This is a genomic window from Streptomyces sp. NPDC048295, assembly GCF_040652135.1.
In the GTDB taxonomy this organism is placed as follows: Bacteria; Actinomycetota; Actinomycetes; order Streptomycetales; family Streptomycetaceae; genus Streptomyces.
Window position 1 is genome coordinate 104,343 of record NZ_JBEZLL010000023.1, and the last position, 16,707, is coordinate 121,049.

The window sequence follows — 16,707 nt, forward strand, 5'->3', positions numbered from 1 at the left end:
AGCGCCGGGGGCCCGGGCGCGCGGTCGTCAGCCGGTCGCCGCCTCCACGTCCGCCTTGACGGCCGACTGGTCGAGCGCGGTGAGCACCGACTGGGGATCGCCGCCCTTCATCACCGCCTGGCCCACATCGGTGCGGATCGTGCCCCGGACGGAGGGCCAGGAACGCATGTTGACCGGTGCGAACTGGGCGTTGGACAGCTGCTCGATGAACGGCGAGAGCGGCTGCTCGGCGGGCTTCCCGGTCGCCGCGTCGGAGGCCGAGTACGTCACGGGCAGCGCGGACTGGCTGCCGCCGTAGGTCAGGGCGGACTTCCCGCTGTAGAGGAACGAGAGGAAGGTGCCGCACTCCTTGCGGTGGTCGTTGCGCCGGAACGCCATCAGCCAGTCGCTGATCCCCACCGGAGGGGCGGCCCCGCCGCCCTTCTTGGGGAACGCGGCATGCGCATAGGGGAGTTTGGCCTGGTCCGCCGCGCCCATCAGCATGGGGTGGGCGATCATCATGCCGATCTCGCCCCGCAGGAACTGGGCGTACGCGTCGGTCCGGTTGAGCTTCACGGGGTCGGTACCGGCCAGCCCCCCGGCGACCAGCTCGTCCCGCAGCCAGGTCAGCGCCTCGGCGTTCTCCGGCTTCACGAAGTCGTACTCGGCGAGCTCCCCCGTATAGCCGCCACCGGCCGCGAGCAGCCAGGACAGGGCCTCGTCCTCGGCCGCCTCGGGGCCGAACTGGAGCCCGTACGGCGTCTTCACGCCGATCGCCTTCAGTGCCTGGGCGGCCGCCCGCAACTCGTCCCACGACGTGGGGGCACCGCCGACGCGGGCCCGCCGGAAGAGTTCCTTGTTGTAGAAGAGCCGGGGCGTGCTGGCCAGGAACGGAATGCCGTAGGTGGCGTCGTCGACCGTGCCCGCGTCGGTGAAGGACCGGATGAAGTCGGCCTGGGTGGCGATGTCGAACAGCTGGGTCATGTCGTAGAGACGGCCGTCCTCGGCGTACGGCGCGAAGACGTTCGACTGAGCGATGTCGGGCGCCCGGCCCTCCTCGACCCGCTGCGCGAGCGTCTTGTCGATCCTGGTGTAGGAAACCCGCTCCAGCTCGATCGTGATCCCGGCGTGCTGCTTCTCGAAAGCGGCGACGACATCGTCCCACTGGTCGCCGAGCGAAGCGCCGATGCTCTTGTCGTAACTGGCCACGAGCAGGTGGAGCTTCACGTCCTTGCCCGTCGAGCAGCCGGTGAGCCCGAGCGCGGCCGTGGTGCCGGCGAGGCCGGCCGTCTGAAGAAGGAACTGCCGCCGACGCACCGCTCTTGCCACCTCTTGCTCGTCCCACACATGCACTTGTGGCAGATTCTGCCACATGGGCATTAACTGCCTGTCGGACGCGGTGACTCCAGGGCATAACCTGATCCGCATGCAAGGTGGCTCGTTGACGGAGCGGCGCAAGGCCGCGACCCGACTGGATATCGCCCGTACGGCGGCGGCGCTCTTCGTGGAGCACGGCCTGCGGAGCACGCGCGCCGAGGACATCGCGCGGGCCGCGGGTGTCGCCCCGCGCACCTTCTACCGCTATTTCGCCACCAAGGAGGAGGCCATCACCCCGCTGCTCGCCGTCGGCGCCCGACAGTGGGTGGAGGCGGTACGGGACGCCCCGGGCGCCCTGCCGGTGGCCGACGCACTGCGGCACGCGGCGGCGTGCGCGCTGACCCCGGCGCCCGGTGACCGTGCGGCCTCGGAGTCCCTGGAGTGGGTGCGGTCGCTGCTGAGGATGGCGGCGGACAGCCCGGCGCTCCAGTCTGTGTGGAACGACGCCTGCCACGACGCGGACGCCACCCTGGCAGGGGTGCTCGCGGCGCGCGCCGGCCGCCCGGACACGGCGGGCTCGCTGGAGATCCGGCTGACGGCCGGCGTCGCCGGGGCGGCGGTGCGGGCCGCGGTGGAGACCTGGGCGGCCGGCGATGCCCCGGCGACGGGACCTCAGGGACCGGCGGCGCTGGCGGACCGCTGCCTGGCCTCGGCGGAGGGCGCGCTGCGGGGCGCCTGATCCCGGACGCCGTACGGCCGGTCCGCGGGGCTCCGCGGACCGGCCGGCCGTCCCGGGCCCGCTACTTCAGGCCGGTGTCCAGCGCGTTCATCAAGGTGCCCTGTGACGTGTCACCGGACATCTCCCAGACCATCACGCCCAGCAGTCCCTTGGACTTCACGTAGTCGGTCTTCTTGCCGATGGACCAGGTGTCGTCGAAGGACCACCACTGATTGCCGGTGTAGCCGTACGTCGACACCGACTGTTCGTCGTGATGGATGGTCATCGTCGGATAGGCGCCGATGAGATTGGCGTAACCGCGGGTGCCGGCCTCCTCGGCGAACTGGCCCGGCGCGGCGCCGCCCGCGCTCTGCCATTCACCGGCGGCCCCGCCGTCGGCGACGTTCTGCCAGCCCCGGCCGTAGAACGGAATGCCGAGGGTCAGCTTGCGGGGCTCGACGCCCGCGTCGGTGTACGCCTTGACGGCGATGTCGGCGCTGAAGTGGAAGTCGTAGGGGTCCTGCTCGTCCGTGTAGAGGTTGGCCTGGTGGCCGGTGCGGTTCGGCTCCCAGGAGTTGTCGCTGCCGGAGCCGTGGAAGTCGTAGCCCTGGACGTTCGCCACGTCGAGGGAGTCGAAGACCTTGGCCAGGTCCCAGCCGTCGCCGATCTTCTGCGGGTCGGCGGGGGTGAAGGCGGTGAGCAGGCGGTGACCGCCGCCGAGGGCGTCCATCTGCTTGCGGAACTCGGCGAGCAGCAGCGTCAGGTTGCCCTTGTCGTCGGGCGAGTAGTGGTTGCCGGGGTGCCCGGTGCCGGTACCCGGCCATTCCCAGTCGACGTCGAAGCCGTCGAAGATCCCGGCTGCGGTGCCGGGGCCGCCCGCGCCGTTGTACTCGGGCAGGTTGCCCTTGATGTACATGTCGATGCAGGAGGAGACGAACTTCTTGCGGGAGGCGTCGGTGGCCGCCACGTCGGAGAAGTACTTGGAGTACGTCCAGCCGCCGAGCGAGACCACGATCTTCAGGTTCGGGTGGAGCTTCTTCAGCTTCTTCAACTGGTTGAAGTTTCCGCGCAGTTTGGCCCAGCCGTCGTCCGCGACACCGTCGACGGACTGGGCCGCGCTGAACGGGCGCGCGTAGTCGGCGTCGGCGTCACCGGCCCCGGTGCCCTGCTCGGGGTCCTGCGGGTCGGCGGTGGTGCCCTTGGTGACCCCGTTCAGGCAGGTGAGGTTGTTGGGGTCGATGTTGGCGAAGGCGTAGTTGATGATGTCGAGCTTGCCGGCGGCGCCCGAGTCATGGAGGTTCTTGACGAAGTACTGGCGGCCGTAGATGCCCCACTGGACGAAGTAGCCGACCTTGGCGTAGTTGCCCGCGCCGACGATGTCGTCGGTCTTCACCGTGAGGGCGTTGCCGGCCGGGGAGGCGTTGTCCGCCGCGTCACGTGCCTTGACGGTGAAGGTGTACGAGGTCGACGGCGAGAGCCCGCCGACGGTGGCGGTGGTGGTGGTCCCGGAGACGGTGGTGGCCGGCGCCCCGTCCCGGTAGATGTCGTACGCGGCGACGCGCTGGTTGTCCGTCGCGGCGGTCCAGGCCAGGGTGACGGACGAGGAGTCGGTCGCGGTGGCGTGCAGCGAGCCCGGCGCGGTGGGCGGGGAGGTGTCGGTGGCCGGGTCGACGGTGGTGACGGCCAGCGGTGCGCTCTCGGCGGAGGTGTTGCCCCGGGTGTCCTTGGCCCGGACCGTGAAGGAGTAGGCGGTGGCCGGGGTGAGGCCGGTGACGGTGGCGGAGGTCGTCGCGGTGGCCGAGCCCACCACCTTGCCGCCGGCCAGGATGTCGTACGAGGCCACGGGGAAGTCGCCGGCCGTGGCAGCCGTCCAGGACAGCGACGCGGTGCGGGCGGTGACATCGGTCTGCTTCAGCCCCCCGGGCGCGCCCGGGGGCACGTCCGCGGAGCCGTCGCACTTGTCGCCGTTGATCCGGCAGCCGGTCGGCGGCTTGATCGGCCCGGTCGCGACGAACCAGAAGCTGTACGGCTCGGTCGTGCTGTGCGCGGCGACCGTACCGTTGTAGTGGGCGTTGACCGCGGTGATGTGGCTGCCCTGAGTGGTGACGGTGCCGTTGTACGAGGTGTCGATCGCGACCCCGGCCGGCAGGTCGAATTCGAGGCTCCAGCCGGTCACCGCGGTGTCGGTGTCGTTGTGCAGGATGTAAGTCCCTTTCCACCACGACCCGTTGTCGGCCGAGGTGAAGGTGGCCGTCAGTTTGCCCGCCGCGTGCGCGGGTGCGGCCTGCAAGGAGAGCAGCGCGAGGAGCAGCCCGAGAACGGCGACGAGGGCGGTCGCCGATCTCCGTCTGAGTGTCATGTGCTCGAACATGGATTTCTCCCTTGGGGCAGGGACCGGTGAGGCGGTCCTGGGGGGAGCGGGATTCCTTGGTGCCATGGAGCACAGGGGAAACTAAAAGGTCTGGACCAACTCGTCAATAGGTACAGACCAATCCTGCGTAAAGTCTGTCCGCGCGACCCCGGACCGCCCCACCCCCGCCCTTCCTCTCGCCGGGCGGCCCGTCAGCCGCCGAGGACGACCGTGCGCTGGGCGGAGAAGTCGCCCCATTTCCCGTCGGGCAGCTTGGCGCGGATCTTCATCGAGTAGCGGGTGCCGCGCGGGTCGTCGACGGTGAGGCGGTAGCTCGCCCGGCCCGCGGGCGGGGTGGCTCCCCACACGATCGTGGTGGTCAGCCGGCCGCCGATGAAGAGCTGGTACGCGGGGATCTCGCCGCCCGTCTCCGGCTGCTTCCAGTCCAGGTCGATGGCGTACTCCTTGCCCTGGACGCGGTTGGTGATCCGCAGGTCTGTGGGGGCGGTGCCCGCCGGTGCGCCCGGGGCGGAGGCGGTGGTGAGGTCGATGGCGTTGCTGTCCGGCGAGGAGGTGTCCGAGGCGTCGCGGGCGCGAACGGTGAAGGTGTAGACGGTGCCGGGGCGCAGTCCGGTCAGATGCGCCGTGGTCCGCGTGCCGGGCACGCTGTGGATCCGGGAGTCCTCCTGGTAGATGTCGTACGAGGTGACGCCGATGTCGTCCGTCGAGCCGCCCCAGGAGAGGTTCACCGCCCGGCTGCCGTCCACCGTGCCGCGCAGCCGCACGGGGCGGGTCGGCGCCTCGTGGTCGGCGGGGGTCGGCGCGGGGGTGGTCACGCTCACCGCGGCGCTCGGCGCGGAGAGGTTCCCTGCGGCGTCGCGGGCGCGGACGGTGAAGGTGTAGGCGGTCGACGCGGTCAGCCCGTCGACGTCGATCATCACCTTGGCCGCCGGGACCGACCGGACCCGCTTTCCCTCGCGGTAGACCTCGTACCCGGTGACCGCCCTGTCGTCGGTGGCCCGCTCCCACATGACGTGCACGGAGGTGGCGCTGCTCGCCTGCGCCGTCACATGGCCCGGGACCGTCGGCTTGTCGGTGTCGGCCTCGGGGGCGGAATCACAGGCACAGAGCACGGCGGCGAGCAGGGCGGCGGAACAGGCCAACGCGGCTGTTGCGTGGGGGCGTTGCACGGGCGTGCCTTCCATCCGGCAGCAATGGTCCAGACCTGTATCGCATGGTGCGGGGGCATCCGACAAGGGGGTGGAGCGGAAGCTTCCGCAATGTGCCGATGTGTGTCGGCCGTTCGCCGGCGGGTGCCCGATGTGCCGTACGGTCGGCTGATGTTGTGCATACGAGGTGTGGTGCTGCCCGAGCGCGAGGAACGCACGTTCTGGATCGACGGAGGCGTGCTCCGCTCGGGTCCGCCGCCCGGCGGCCTCGCCGGGCGGGACGTGGAGACGGTCGTCGACGGCGGCTGGCTGCTGCCCGGGCTCGTCGATGTGCATACGCATCCGGGCGCCCTGGAGCCGGGCTCGCCGTTCGACGAGGAGCTGCTGCGCAGACAGTTGGGCGAGCACCGGGACGCCGGGGTGCTCGCGGTGCGCACCCCGGGCACCTCGCAGCGGATGCCCGCGTGGGTGGCCAAGGACCCCGAGCTGCCGCATGTGACGTCGGCGGGGCGGTGGCTGGCCACGCCCGGACGGTTCTTCCCCGGCTTCGGACGCGATGTGAGCGAGGCCGAGTTGGTACGGGCGGCCGTGGAGGAGGCGGCCGCATCGTCCGGGTGGTGCAAGGTCATCGGTGACTGGGCCGCCGACGAACCGGCCGTGCCGTTGCCGCTGTTGACCTCGGTGGTGGAGGCGGTGCACGCGGCGGGCGGGAAGGTGGCGGTGCACTGCCAGACCGCCGAGGGCACCCGCCATGCCGTACTGGCGGGCGCCGACAGCCTGGAGCACGGGATGCACCTCGACCCGGCCCTGCTGGACCGGATGGCCGCGCAGGGCACGGCGTTCGTGCCGACGCTGAGCGTGTTCGGCGCGAAGGAGGACGCGATGCGGGCACGGGAGCCGAGCGCGCGCCGTGATCTGTGGCTGGCCGGCTGGGACACCATGCTCGACAGTGTGCGCGCGGCCCACGAGGCGGGGGTGACAGTGCTGGCGGGGACGGACTCCTTCCCTTGCGGGACGGTCGCGGGCGAGATGGAATGGCTGCTACGGGCAGGCCTGCCGGTCCACTCCGCACTCGGTGCCGCGTCCTGGACGGCACGGGCCTGGCTCGGACTGCCGGGCCTCGTGGACGGAGCACCCGCCGATGTCGTCGCGTACGCCACCGACCCGGCCCTGGACCCGGGCGTGCTGAATCACCCGAGCCGGATCATGCTCCGGGGACGCGTCGTGCGGTGACCGAAGCGCGCGATGACCGAGGCGCGCGATGACCGAGGCGCGCGATGAAACGATGAGTTCGGTGAGCGATGAGTTCGGGGTGCGGAAGGAGTCAGCACTGCATGAACACGCACACGGAGACCACTCCCACGATCGATCTCGAACCCGCGGCGCGGCAGATCGCCGGCCTGCTCGACGGCATCGACGAGCAGCAGCTGGACGGTCCGACGCCCTGTCCCGACTATGCGGTACGCGAACTGCTCGCCCACGTGGTCGGGCTGAGCACGGCATTCCGTGACGCGGCACGCAAGAACTTCGGCCCGACGACCGACACCGCTCCGGACGCAAAGCTTCCGGTCCTTCCCGGCAACTGGCGCGAAGCGCTGCCGCCGCTGCTGGAAGAGCTGGTGGCGGCCTGGCGCGATCCTGCCGCCCGGCAGGGGATGACCAGGGCGGGCGGCGTGGATCTGCCGGGTGAGGTGGCGCTGCTGGTCGTGCTGGACGAGCTGGTGATCCACGGCTGGGACCTGGCCCGGTCGACCGGTCAGAGGTACGAGGCGGACGAGGCGGGCCTGCGCATCGCGCTGGACATGCTGACCCCCGGTGACGGCAAGCCCCGGGCGGAGACCGTCTTCGGCCCGCCGGTTCCGGTGCCGGACGACGCGCCCCTCGTCGACCGGGCCATTGCGATGAGCGGCCGCCGCCCGGACTGGAAGCCCGGGGACTGAGCCGGGCCACGCGCACGGGAGGGCGGCGCGGCGGCGCGCCTCCGCGTGGTGGCGGCCGGGCCGGATCAGGCGCAGGTCAGGTCAGTTCTCGGGCGCCCTCGCGGGCCTGCTCCCGCAGCCGTTCGTCGGCCCGGGGCCGTCCCCGTCCCCGGGCCCGAGGCCCGCACCCGCAGGTCCTGTTCGGCCAGGGCGTCCTGCGGCGGTGACGGTCCGGGCCGAGGGCGGCGGGACCGGGTGCGACGAGGACCTCCAGCGCGGTCACCGCGTCGTCGTCCCGCTCCGCGGCGTCCAGGAGCAGCGCGGCCGTGCGGGGGCCGTCGAGGCACTCGGGCGCGATCGCGCGCGGAGGGCCAGCACCACCGACGGAACGTGCACCCGGTCGTCGAGCAGCCCCTCCGGCGCGGGAACCGACGGCCGGGCCGCCCCGCCGATGCGGGCCGCCGTCGGCGCGGCACGGCCCGGCGTCCGGCGCGTCCACGTCGGCTCCGCCTCCGCGAGCACTCCGGCCGGCACCGGCGCCGCTTCCTCCGGGTCACCGGTGATCCGGCACAGGGCCCCGGCGATCTCCACGTCGGCGTCCAGCTGCGGGAAGTTGCGCCCTCCCTCGGCACCGCCGAGCGCGGACCGCGGCGCGGGCACCGGGCGGGCCGTCTCCGGGCCCAGCTGCCCGGCGGGACGTGCGGCCTCCCGCACCGCCGCATCGCCGGGGGCGAGCCGGTCGGCGACGGCCGCCGACAGCGGGCCCGTGTCCCCGGTCAGCTCGCGCACCGCCACGGCGAGCCGGCCGTCCACCGGGCCGGTGCGGGCCGCGGCGGTGAGGATCTCCGCGGTCGCCTCCCGGTGCTCCGGCCGGCCCCGGACGGGCTTCGGCCGCCCCTCAGCCGGTGAAGAACTCCGTGATCTGGTGGGCGACCTGGTCGGGGTGGATCTCGTGCACCCGGTGGCCGCCCCCGATGGTGATCAGCCGGCAGTCCGGGACGAGCGAGGCCATGTCCTGCAACCGTCCCTGCGGCATGGTGGATTCCGGGCCGCCCGAGATGATCAGCGTCGGCGCGACGATCTCACCGAGCCCGGCCGCCCACGCGGGGTCGGGGTCGGCGATCTCGGCCCGGATCGGCGCGACGACGGCGGGGTCGTAATCCACCGGCCCCTCCGGTGCGGCGGCGGGCTTCACCTCGCTCGGGAACGGCGGCGGGGTCTCCACCAGCACCAGCCGCTCGACCCGGTCCGCGTGTTCCTGGGCGAGCAGATGGGCGACGACGCCGCCCATGGAGTGGCCGACCAGACCGACCCGGTCGAGCTCGCACTCGTCCAGGAAGCCGAGTACGTCGTCGCGCATCAGCTCGCAGGAGTACTCGTCCGGCCAGTCGCTCTCGCCGTGACCGCGCAGGTCGAGGGCGTACACCCGCCACTCCTCACCGAGCAGGGCGGCGGCCGCCTCCCAGCTCGCGGCGGAGCCGCCGAGGCCGTGCAGCAGGACCACGGGCGAGCCGAAGGGGTCGCCCCAGGTCCGGTACGACAGCCGTACGTCACCGACATCCACTACTGACTGATCTTCCATGCCCATGACGCTACAGGCGCATGGGCGCCCGGCGCGCACCCGCCGGTGCCAACCGCTTCCGGGCCGGTCAAACCCGTGACCGGCGGGCGCGGGAAGCGTCCGCCCCGCTGCCGCGCACGCCGGTGCACACGTCATACGGCCTGCGCCTTCACTGCTGCTCGAAGACCGGCCCGGACCCGTGACCCGCTCGTCGGCGACCCCGTTGGGGCTGGCGGACGGCTCACGCCGACGTGGGCCGGATCACGGAGGAGAAACGCGCATGATGAAGAAGATGATGCTGGCCGCGATGGTGCTGACCGCCGGTCTCGGACTGGCCGTGAGCCCCGCCGCCCAGGCCGCGCAGAGCCCCGTCGCCGCACAGGCCGCGAAGGCGCCCGCGGCGGTCTGCACCGTCAACGACAACGGGGTGAACTTCCGCGGCGGACCGGGCACCGAATACCCGGTCCTGGGTCAGGTGAACCGCGGTCAGAACCTCGACGCCCGCGGCCAGCAGGGCAACTGGGTCATGGGCGACCTGTGGGGCGGCCCCACCGGCGTCTGGATCCACGTGGCCTACCTCAACTGCTGAGGCCGGCCCGGCCCGTTCCCCGCCTCTCGTCGCGGACCCGCACCCGTCCCGTACCGGCCCCGCATCGCGCTTTCGGCGCGGTGCGGGGCCGCCGCGTTCCGGGAGAACTTCTCAACTCCCCCGTGCCGGAGGGGTGTACGGCCCCCTCCCACTCTGATAGGAAAGCTTCCTAACAGACCGATGGAACGAAGAACTCCCCTTGGAGGACTGGTGCACGCTCCCCATAAGCGCGCCGCACGTCGCAGTACCCGCCCCGTGCGCATCACGGTCATCGCGGTCGGACTGGCCCTCACGGCGATTCCCGTCGCCGCCTACGCCGGTAGCCCCACGCACCAGCCGGCGCAGCAGCCGGCGGCAGCGGCCCCGAAGGCCGTCGCCGCGACCGGGCTGGACGATCCGGCGAAGAAGGAGATCGCCATGAAACTGGTCTCCAGCGCCGAGAACTCCTCCCTCGACTGGAAGTCCCAGTACAAGTACATCGAGGACATCGACGACGACCGCGGCTACACCGCGGGCATCATCGGGTTCTGTTCCGGCACCGGCGACATGCTCGACCTCGTCGAGCTGTACACCGAGCGCAAGCCCGGCAACGTCCTCGCGAAGTACCTCCCCGCGCTGCGGAAGGTCAACGGCACCCCTTCGCACAGCGGTCTCGACCCGAACTTCACCAAGGACTGGGTGAAGGCCGCGTCCGACTCGGCGTTCCAGCAGGCGCAGAACGACGAGCGGGACCGGGTGTACTTCAACCCGGCCGTCAAGCAGGGCAAGGCCGACGGCATCGGCACGCTGGGCCAGTTCGCGTACTACGACGCCATCGTCATGCACGGCGACGGCGGCGACAGCACCGGCTTCAGCGCCATCCGCAAGCGGGCCCTGAGCAAGGCGAAGCCGCCGTCCCAGGGCGGCAACGAGGTCACGTACCTCAACGCCTTCCTGGACGCCCGCGTCTGGGCGATGAAGCAGGAGGAGGCCCACGAGGACACCAGCCGGGTGGACACCGCCCAGCGGGTCTTCCTGAAGAAGGGCAACCTGAACCTGGACCCGCCGCTCGACTGGAAGGTGTACGGCGACAGCTACCACATCGGCTGACGCACCCGATGGCACGGCCGTGGCGCGTACGGCAGCACCCGCGAGGGTCGCCGTACGCGCCACAGCTCCGTTGCGGCCCTGTGCCGCTCCGGACCGGATCGGGTCAGTGCGCGGCCACCGGGTCCGCGACCGCCGGGCTCTGCTCCCGCTCCGACGGTTCCGGATCCGGCTTCCTCCCCAGGTGGTTGAAGGCCAGGTTGAGCACGATCGCCACCACGCAGCCGGTCGAGATACCGGAGTCGAGCACCACCAGCAGGTCCTTCGGGAACGCGTGGTAGAACTCCGGCGCGGCGATCGGGATCAGGCCGACGCCCACGGCCGCGGCCACGATCAGCGCGTTCTCGCCCTTCTCCAGCGCGGCGGTCGCCAGGGTCTGGATGCCGCTCGCGGCGACCGAGCCGAAGAGCACGATGCCCGCGCCGCCGAGTACCGGCAGCGGGACGATCGCGATGACGGACGCGGCGACCGGGACCAGCCCGAGCACGATCAGGATGCCGCCGCCCGCGGCCACCACGAAGCGGCTGCGGACCTTCGTCATCGCGACCAGGCCGATGTTCTGGGCGAAGGCACTGCACATGAAGCCGTTGAAGAGCGGGCTGATGGCACTGCCCAGGGTGTCGGCGCGCAGGCCGCCCTCGATGGTCCGCTCGTCCGCCGGCCGGCCGACGATCCGGCCGAGCGCCAGCATGTCCGCGGTGGACTCGGTCATGCAGACCAGCATCACGATGCTCATCGAGACGATCGCGGCGATCTCGAACTGCGGCGCCCCGAAGTGGAAGGGCGTCGGGAAGCCGATCAGGTCGGCGTCCTTGATGGCTCCGAAGTCGGTGATGCCGACCGGTATCGCGATCAGTGTGCCGACGATCAGACCGAGCAGGATCGCGATCTGCTGGAGGAAGCCGCGCAGCAGTTTGCGCAGTGCGAGGACGATCACCAGGGTGACGGCGGCCATGGTGATGTTGGTCGTGGAACCGTAGTCGGCGGCCTTGGCGTTGCCGCCCTGGGACCAGTTGAAGGCGACCGGAAGCAGCGAGACACCGATCAGGGTGATCACGGTGCCGGTGACCACCGGCGGGAAGAAGCGGACCAGTTTGCAGAAGTACGGGGCCAGCAGGAAGCCGAGCAGGCTGGCGACGATGATCGCGCCGAAGATGACGGCGATGCCGTCGTGCCCGCGGTCCTTGCCGATCGCCACCATCGGGGTGACCCCGGCGAACGAGACGCCGTTGACGAACGGCAGCCGGGCGCCGATGCGCCAGAAGCCGAGGGTCTGGAGCAGGGTGGCGATGCCCGCGGTGAACAGGCTCGCCCCCATCAGGAAGGCGGTCTCCTTGGCGGTGAGGCCCACGGCGGGCCCCACGATCATCGGCGGGGCCACCACGCCCGCGTACATCGCGGCCACGTGCTGGAGGCCGCTGGTGAACATCTTCAGTGGGGGGAGCGTCTCGTCGACCGGATGCTTCCGGCCGGCCGGGGCCGGGTCGGGAAGTGATCCGGAATCGGATGCTGCGTCTGCGTCGTCGCGAAACCTGGGCGTAGCTGCCACGGCGGTTCCTCCGGTCGGGTACACGTCTGCGGTGACGTGGGTGTCAGGGAGGTGGTGCAAGTGGTGCGTTGGTGCAGGTGGGGCAGGTCGAGCAGCTGGTGCGGCAGCTTCGGTCACCGGTGCGGGGGGCGCGTGCGTCCAGGCACGCGCCCCCCGCACCGGTTGCCGCGGACCCCGCTCGGGTCCACGGCGACCGGCCGAGGGCCGTCCCCCTCGGCCGGCCGGTTCCGGGGAGCGTCAGGCTCCGGCGGCGATCTGCGCGAGGCGGCGGGCCTCGTCGCGGGTGGCGCGGGCGATGGCGTCCTCGTCCGCGGTGATCAGGTGGTTGTCCTCGACGACCGGCTTGCCGTTGACGAGGGAGAGGGTGACGGGGGCCGCCGCGCCGAAGACGAGGGCGGTCACCGGGTCGGCGATGGAGGCGTGGGCGAGGGTGTCGAGCTTCCAGAGCACCAGGTCGGCGAGCTTGCCGCGTTCCAGGGAGCCGATCTGGTCGGCGCGGCCGAGCACCTGGGCGCCGCCGTACGTTCCCAGGCGCAGGGCCTGACGTGCGTTCAGGGCCTTCTCGCGATGGGCACCGAGGCGATTGATGAGGAGGGCGTTGCGCAGCTCGGTGTGGAGTTCGCCGGACTCGTTGGAGGCGGTGCCGTCGACACCGAGGCCGACCGGGACGCCGGCCGCGAGCATGTCGGGGACCCGGGCGATGCCCGCGGCGAGCCGGGCGTTGGACGAGGGGCAGTGCGCGACGCCGGTTCCGGTGCGGGCGAAGGCGGCGATGTCGGAGTCGTTCATGTGGACGCAGTGCGCCATCCACACGTCCTCGCCGAGCCAGCCGGTGGACTCGAAGTAGTCGGTCGGCCCCATCCCGAACAGCTCGTGGCAGAACTTCTCCTCCTCCACGGTCTCCGAGCCGTGGGTGTGCATGCGCACTCCCTTGCGGCGGGCCAGCTCGGCGCCCTGTCGCAGCAGTTCGGTGGAGATGGAGAACGGGGAGCAGGGCGCGGCCGCGACCTGGGTCATCGAGTCGAACGACGCGTCGTGGTGTGCGTCGATGGTCGCCTCGGTGCCGGCGAGCGCGCCGTCGAGGGTCTCCACGGCGAAGTCCGGCGGCAGCCCGCCGTCCTTGACGCTGCGGTCCATGGACCCACGGGCGAGGGTGAACCGTACGCCCATGTCGCGGGCGGCCCCGATGATGGCGCCGGACAGATCTCCGGAGCCCTGCGGGTAGACGTAGTGGTGGTCCATGGCGGTGGTGACGCCGCCGCGGGCCATCATGGCGAGCGAGCCCTGGGCGGCGGCGCGGACCATCGGCTCGTCGATGCGGGCCCACGTCGGGTAGAGGGCGACCAGCCAGTCGAACAGGTTGTGGTCGGTGGCCAGGCCGCGGGTGATCCACTGGTAGAAGTGGTGGTGCGTGTTGACCAGGCCGGGGGTGACCAGATGCCCGGTGCCGTCGATGCGGCGTACGACGTTCTCCAGGCCCTCGGGGGCCCGGCCGGCGCCGATGGATTCGATCCTGTTGCCCGCGACGACGAGATGGCCGGAGGCGTACTCGGTGTCGTGGGCGTCGACCGTGGCGATGGCCACGTTCTCGATGACGATGCGGGATACGGGGTCTGCCGAAGGTGCCATGGTGCTTCCTTCCGGAGGGAGTGGCGATACGGGCACGGCAGGACCCTAGGAGGATTTGAGTGCCGCGGCGGAGGTGCCGCCACGGGTGCCGAGATGGTGGAAGAACAGGTTCAGCGACACGGCGACCAGGGCGCCCGCGCTGATGCCGGAGCCGAGCACGGTCTGCGCCCAGGCCGGGAAGTCGGCGTAGAAGGTGGGCGCGGCGAGCGGGATGATGCCCGCGCCGAGCGAGACGGCGACCAGGATGATGTTGGAGCTGTCGTCTAGGCCGGCCTCCGAGAGCGTACGGATGCCGCTGACCGCGATGGAGCCGAAGAGGACGATGCCCGCACCGCCGAGGACCGGCATCGGCACCGTGGAGACCACCGCGCCGAGCACCGGGAAGACGCCGAGGACCAGGAGTGCGCCTCCCGCCGCCGCGACGACGTAGCGGCTGCGGACCTTGGTCAGTGAGACGACGCCGACGTTCTGGGCGAAGGCGGAGGTGGGGAAGCCGCCGAAGACGGGCCCGAGGAGGGTGGCGATGCCGTCGGTGCGCAGGCCCCGGGTGATGGTCCTGCCGTCGGTCTCGCGCCCGCAGATCTCGCCGATGGCGAGCATTCCGGCGCTGGACTCCGTCATCAGGACGAGCGTCACCAGGCAGAGCGAGATGATCGCGGCGGGCTGGAATGCGGGTGCGCCGAACGCGAAGGGCGTCGGCAACGCGGCGACCGGGGCCGAGCCGAGCGTGCCGAAGTCCGCCATGCCGAAGGGGATCGCCGCCAGGGTTCCGATCAACAGGCCCAGAAGCAGGGCTACTTGCTTGACGAAGCCGCGGCCGAAGCGCTGGATCAGCAGGATGACGACGAGCGTGAAGGCGGCGAGCGCCAGGTACTTCATGTCCCCGAAGTCGGCGGCGGTCCTGTCGCCGCCCTGTGCCCAGGCGACCGGTACCGGCATCAGCGTCACCCCGATGAGGGTGATGACGACGCCGGTGACGAGCGGCGGGAAGAAGCGCAGGAGCCTGCCGAAGAACGGCCCGATGGCGAGACAGAAGACACCCGCGACCATCACCGCGCCGTAGATGGCGGGGAGCTGGTCACCCGTGGCGTTGGTCTCGGCGATGGCGAGCATCGGCGCGATTCCGGCCGAGGAGGCGGCGTTGACGAAGGGCAGCCGGTTGCCGACGAAGCCCTTGACCCCGAGGGTCTGCAGGAGGGTGGCCACACCGGCGATGAGCAGACTCGCGGCGATGAGCCGGGTCTGTCCCGCGGTGTCGAGGCGGACGGCCTGGCCGATGATGAGCGGGGGCGTGACCACTCCCGCGTACATGGCGGCGATGTGCTGGAGCGCGGCGGGGACGAGCCGCGAGGGGTGGAGCTTCTGGTCGACCGGGTGGACCTCGGGTCCTTCCGGTGCGGTGGAACACGGGCCTTCTGCCGGCCCTCGTGCAGGCGTTGCCATGGCTGGTTGTTCCCTCCGGTGTGGCGCATCCCCGCCGACTGCGGGCGGCGGGGATGCGCGCCCCGCGTCAGAGGTTGGTCATGTCGACCGGGATGTGCGGCTCGCAGCCGTCGCGCAGGATGGTGGCCTCGATCAGGCCGTAGGGGCGGTCGGCGGCGTAGTACACGGCGCCGTCCTTGGCTTCGTTCTCCAGGCCGAAGGCGGAGAGGTCCTGCCGGAAGTGGTGCTTGTTGGGGGCGGAGAAGCGGATCTCGTCGATCTCGCTGCGGTTGTTGATGACCCGCGAACCCATCTGGTACAGCGTCTGCTGGAGCGAGAGCGAGTACGTCTCCACGAAGGCGTGCAGGATGTGCTTCTTGGCCTGCTCGTAGGACTTCTCCCACTGCGGCATGCGCTGCTCGTCACTGGTCCAGTTGTGCCGCCACCACGTCGACAGGGACGTGGCCAGGATCCGGTCGTAGTCCTCCTGGAGCGTCGTGTACTTGTCCTTGATGTAGCCCCAGAACTCGGAGTTCGTGGAGTTCATCACGGTCAGGTCCTTGAGCCCGGACAGGACCTCGAACTTCTCGCCGTCGTAGGTGATCTGCGCGAGGCGGGTCTCCTGCCCCTTGCGGACGAAGGAGTGCTTGACCTCGTCGGCGCCGATGAACTTGGAGTTGCCGTCGGAGCCGGAGATCCGCTCCCAGGAGTACTCCTCGATGCGGATGCGCGCGCGGTGGATCGAGGGCTGGCTGTCCACGAAGTGCCGGGCGAGGTGGATGCCGTACTGCTCGGCCGACTCGATGCCGTGTTCCTTGGCGAACGCGAAGCAGGTGTTCTTCGTGGTGTCCGTCGGGAGGCAGTTGGCGTTCGAGCCGTTGTAGTGGACGTCGTCCAGCTCGCCGGAGAGGGCGACGGAGACGTTCAGGTCCTTGATGTGGTGGGTGTCGCCGTCCCTCGTGATCTTTACGACGCGGTTCTCTGCTTTGCCGTACTGGTTCTGGCCGAGAATCGTGGGCATGTCTGCTAGCTCCCTCGGTATACGGAGTAGCCGAACGGGTTGAGCAGCAGCGGTACGTGATAGTGCTCGCCCGGTACGACGGCGAAGGTGATCGCCACTTCCGGGAAGAACGCACCGCTGTCCCTTACGCGGGGGGCGTCCTGCTGCGCCTCGGCTTGCTTCTTGGCTGCGAAGTACGCCTCGGTCTCGAAGTCGAGACGTACATGGGTGGTGCCCTCCGGCAGAGCCGGCAGGTCCTTGCATCGCCCGTCCGCGTCGGTGGCGGATCCGCCGAGCGTCGCCCAGGGCGCGCCGGCGCCGCTGCGGGCGGCGAGCGTGATGGCGACGGCCGCGGCGGGGCGGCCGATGCTGGTGTCCAGGATGTGGGTGGACACCGATGCGGTGGTGTCGGTGCTCAA

General features: G+C 71.0%; 15 protein-coding genes. 5 read left to right on the plus strand and 10 right to left on the minus strand.

Annotated elements, in window-relative coordinates:
* Positions 1-27 precede the first annotated feature (27 nt).
* Positions 28-1,296, minus strand: a complete 1,269-nt coding sequence (locus AB0D53_RS29375; protein WP_362451999.1) for an extracellular solute-binding protein — start codon at positions 1,294-1,296, stop codon at positions 28-30.
* 109 nt (positions 1,297-1,405) lie between these two features.
* On the opposite strand from AB0D53_RS29375, the gene AB0D53_RS29380 reads away from it, so the two are divergent.
* Positions 1,406-2,035 carry a TetR family transcriptional regulator gene (locus AB0D53_RS29380; RefSeq protein ID WP_362452001.1) on the plus strand — a complete coding sequence of 210 codons (630 nt, stop codon included), beginning with the start codon at positions 1,406-1,408 and terminating at the stop codon, positions 2,033-2,035.
* Between the two features lie 61 nt (positions 2,036-2,096).
* On the opposite strand, the gene AB0D53_RS29385 is transcribed toward AB0D53_RS29380, so the two are convergent.
* Together AB0D53_RS29385 and AB0D53_RS29390 are read right to left on the minus strand one after the other, a co-directional pair.
* The gene (locus AB0D53_RS29385) at positions 2,097-4,385 is read right to left on the minus strand and encodes a glycosyl hydrolase family 18 protein (protein WP_362452003.1); all 2,289 of its coding nucleotides are present in this window, start codon (positions 4,383-4,385) and stop codon (positions 2,097-2,099) included.
* A 191-nt stretch (positions 4,386-4,576) separates the two neighbouring features.
* The gene (locus AB0D53_RS29390; protein WP_362452005.1) at positions 4,577-5,569 is read right to left on the minus strand and encodes a fibronectin type III domain-containing protein; all 993 of its coding nucleotides are present in this window, start codon (positions 5,567-5,569) and stop codon (positions 4,577-4,579) included.
* A 135-nt stretch (positions 5,570-5,704) separates the two neighbouring features.
* Here AB0D53_RS29390 and AB0D53_RS29395 point away from each other — a divergent pair, with 135 nt between their 5' ends.
* Positions 5,705-6,766, plus strand: a complete 1,062-nt coding sequence (locus AB0D53_RS29395; protein ID WP_362452007.1) for an amidohydrolase family protein — start codon at positions 5,705-5,707, stop codon at positions 6,764-6,766.
* 101 nt (positions 6,767-6,867) lie between these two features.
* On the plus strand, positions 6,868-7,473 hold the full coding sequence (locus tag AB0D53_RS29400) for a TIGR03086 family metal-binding protein (RefSeq protein WP_362452010.1): 606 nt from the start codon (positions 6,868-6,870) through the stop codon (positions 7,471-7,473).
* Between the two features lie 258 nt (positions 7,474-7,731).
* Here the strand turns inward: AB0D53_RS29400 and AB0D53_RS29405 are convergent, their stop codons facing one another.
* On the minus strand, positions 7,732-8,265 hold the full coding sequence (locus AB0D53_RS29405) for a hypothetical protein (RefSeq protein WP_362452012.1): 534 nt from the start codon (positions 8,263-8,265) through the stop codon (positions 7,732-7,734).
* Between the two features lie 85 nt (positions 8,266-8,350).
* On the minus strand, positions 8,351-9,034 hold the full coding sequence (locus tag AB0D53_RS29410; protein ID WP_362452014.1) for an alpha/beta hydrolase: 684 nt from the start codon (positions 9,032-9,034) through the stop codon (positions 8,351-8,353).
* A gap of 259 nt (positions 9,035-9,293) precedes the next feature.
* On the opposite strand from AB0D53_RS29410, the gene AB0D53_RS29415 reads away from it, so the two are divergent.
* Both AB0D53_RS29415 and AB0D53_RS29420 read left to right on the plus strand, forming a co-directional pair.
* The gene (locus AB0D53_RS29415) at positions 9,294-9,602 is read left to right on the plus strand and encodes an SH3 domain-containing protein (RefSeq protein ID WP_362452016.1); all 309 of its coding nucleotides are present in this window, start codon (positions 9,294-9,296) and stop codon (positions 9,600-9,602) included.
* Positions 9,603-9,812: 210 nt separating this feature from the next.
* Complete coding sequence (locus AB0D53_RS29420) at positions 9,813-10,691, plus strand: chitosanase (protein ID WP_362452018.1); 879 nt, start codon at positions 9,813-9,815, stop codon at positions 10,689-10,691.
* 103 nt (positions 10,692-10,794) lie between these two features.
* On the opposite strand, the gene AB0D53_RS29425 is transcribed toward AB0D53_RS29420, so the two are convergent.
* The 5 genes from AB0D53_RS29425 to uraH all read right to left on the minus strand — a co-directional run bounded on the left by AB0D53_RS29425 (position 10,795) and on the right by uraH (position 16,707).
* Positions 10,795-12,237 (minus strand): nucleobase:cation symporter-2 family protein, encoded by a 1,443-nt coding sequence (locus AB0D53_RS29425; protein WP_362452019.1) that lies wholly within the window; start codon positions 12,235-12,237, stop codon positions 10,795-10,797.
* Between the two features lie 237 nt (positions 12,238-12,474).
* A complete protein-coding gene (locus AB0D53_RS29430; protein ID WP_362452021.1) occupies positions 12,475-13,866 on the minus strand; it encodes an 8-oxoguanine deaminase in 1,392 nt (463 codons plus the stop codon).
* A 45-nt stretch (positions 13,867-13,911) separates the two neighbouring features.
* Entirely contained in the window at positions 13,912-15,309 is a 1,398-nt protein-coding gene (locus AB0D53_RS29435) for a nucleobase:cation symporter-2 family protein (RefSeq protein ID WP_362452023.1), read from the minus strand.
* Positions 15,310-15,376: 67 nt separating this feature from the next.
* Positions 15,377-16,309, minus strand: coding sequence for a factor-independent urate hydroxylase (gene pucL / locus AB0D53_RS29440; protein WP_362452025.1), 933 nt, complete (start codon positions 16,307-16,309; stop codon positions 15,377-15,379).
* Between the two features lie 5 nt (positions 16,310-16,314).
* Complete coding sequence (gene uraH, locus AB0D53_RS29445) at positions 16,315-16,707, minus strand: hydroxyisourate hydrolase (RefSeq protein ID WP_329819811.1); 393 nt, start codon at positions 16,705-16,707, stop codon at positions 16,315-16,317.